At 61.8% G+C, this 2,202-nt stretch carries 1 protein-coding gene; it reads left to right on the forward strand.

Annotation, left to right across the window (positions count from 1 at the left end; genetic code table 11):
• Positions 1-598 precede the first annotated feature (598 nt).
• Complete coding sequence (gene ltrA / locus AB0J87_RS64345; RefSeq protein WP_363985907.1) at positions 599-2,083, forward strand: group II intron reverse transcriptase/maturase; 1,485 nt, start codon at positions 599-601, stop codon at positions 2,081-2,083.
• Positions 2,084-2,202: the final 119 nt, after the last annotated feature.

A 2,202-nucleotide genomic window follows, 5' to 3' on the forward strand; every position in this document is an offset into this window, starting at 1 on the left:
ACAAGTGCGCCACGAGGTGCGGTTAGTTCCGGATGGGGGTGAAAGACCATCCATTCCTTCGCCGTCGTAGCGGCGGAGTAAAGCTGGAGGCAGCCTGATCCGGGGATCACCGGGGAGGGTGGGAGCAGCCTCGACAAAGTCGCGCCGGTTCAGGACTACCGGATGGGCCGGGCGCGGTGAGCGAGACGAGAAGGTATACGCGAGAAACCGGTGTTGTTACGCCTCTTCACGTTACGCCAGCTCCAACCCGGTGGATTCGGGCTGGTTGGCGGTGCGCACCTGCTCCTCATCGCGAGCGGGGAACTCCAGGAGGGGTCTTTGTTGTCTGATTCTGGAGGCCACGGTGAATTGTCTACGGCGTAATCGTGGCGATGCCGCAGGGGTACAGCCGGGTGCCTAACTCGTCGACCGGATGACCGTGAACGTGGGAACCATCCACGTACGCTCCATGATATCGGTTCTAAGCCATAGACCCGGGATGGATAGGCGTGATGCCCGCCGAAGGCGTGGATGGGACGGAGCCGTCGTAGTACTCCGAACGCGGGAGAACCGCGTACATGGGGAAGGACGGTAGCGTGTCAGTCAAGGAAGGAACGTAATGTCCGAAGATGCGCCGGTGAATACCGGCGCCGCGAGATGGCCAGACCCGGATTCGGCGTATCTCGCAGTACGGAGGATGCAGACCAAATTGCACCGCTGGGCGACCGAAGATCCTGGTCGCCGGTTCGGTGACCTGGTCAACCTCGTCTACGACCGGGCGTTCCTGGTGCACGCGTGGGAACGCGTGTCGACCAACAAGGGCGCCAAGACCTCCGGGATCGATCGGGTCAGCGCGGCCCAGATCGAGGCCTGGATCGGGGTAGAAGTTTTCCTGGGCCAGATCCGGAACTCCTTGAAGTCGAGGGAATTCCAGCCGGTCGAAGTGCGGCAGGTGATGATACCTAAGTCAAACGGAAAACTCCGGAAACTCGGAATCCCCACCATCGCCGACCGCGTGGTCCAGGCCAGCCTGAAACTGGTACTCGAACCCATCTTTGAGTCGGATTTCAAACCGTGCTCTTATGGATTCCGTCCGAACCGGCGGGCACAGGACGCTATTGCCGAGATCCACAAGCTCACCTCCGAACCCGTCAACTACCGATGGATTCTGGAAGCCGACATCAAGGCCTGCTTCGACGAAATCGATCACACGGCCTTAATGACACGCCTCCGAGCCAGGATCAAGGACAAGCGTATCTGCTCACTGGTCAAGGCGTTCCTGAAATCCGGAGTCATGACCGAACTCGGAAATCGGGAAGAAACGCCAGCAGGAACCCCACAAGGCGGAATTCTCTCGCCGTTGCTCGCCAATATCGCCCTATCTCAACTGGATGACCATTTCGACCAGCAATGGCGCCAGGAGATGGGAACCGGCTGGCTGCGGCGCAAGCGCAGAAACCACGGCCTGGGGAACTGGCGCCTGGTCCGCTACTGCGACGACTTCGTTCTCGTCGTAGCCGGCGAGCGCCACCATGCCGAGGCCCTGCGTGAAGAGGTGTCGGCCGTGCTCGCCCCGCTGGGGCTACGGCTGGCACCGGAGAAGACCCGCGTGGTCCACATCGACGAGGGCTTCACGTTCCTCGGCTTCGACATCCGCCGGATGCGCAAACGAGGGACATCGAAGCATTACGTCTACACCAAACCGTCCAAGAAGGCGATCCAGTCGATCAAGGACAAGGTGCGGGCGAAAACCATCAGGTCAACCCGCAGCCAGGACCTCGACAGGGTGATCCTCACCCTGAACAGGTCACTGCGCGGGTGGGCGAACTACTTCCGATACGGCGTGTCCAAGGCGACCTTCAGCGCCATCGACAACTTCACCTGGGGTCGTCTGATGCGCTGGATTCGCGCCAAATACGCGGGCAAGAACCGACTCGGGATGAGCGAACTCCGACGTCGCTTCTGCGACAAGGGGTGGCGATTCGCCCACAAGGGAGTCGTCTTCACCGGCGCATCCAGCGTCAAGGTGACCCGCTACCGCTACCGCGGCAACACCATCGCGACTCCCTGGACCCCGACACCGGCAGCCGCCACCAGCGGCTGACCAGCGGGCAAGACACGTGGAGAGCCCGGTGTTCAGCAATGGACACGCCGGGTTCGGGAGGGGGTCACGGGAAACGGACCGGTAGCGATACCGACACCGCGCCCGTGGCCTACCTCACG

This window comes from Nonomuraea sp. NPDC049625 (genome assembly GCF_040675285.1).
Lineage (GTDB): Bacteria > Actinomycetota > Actinomycetes > Streptosporangiales > Streptosporangiaceae > Nonomuraea > Nonomuraea angiospora_A.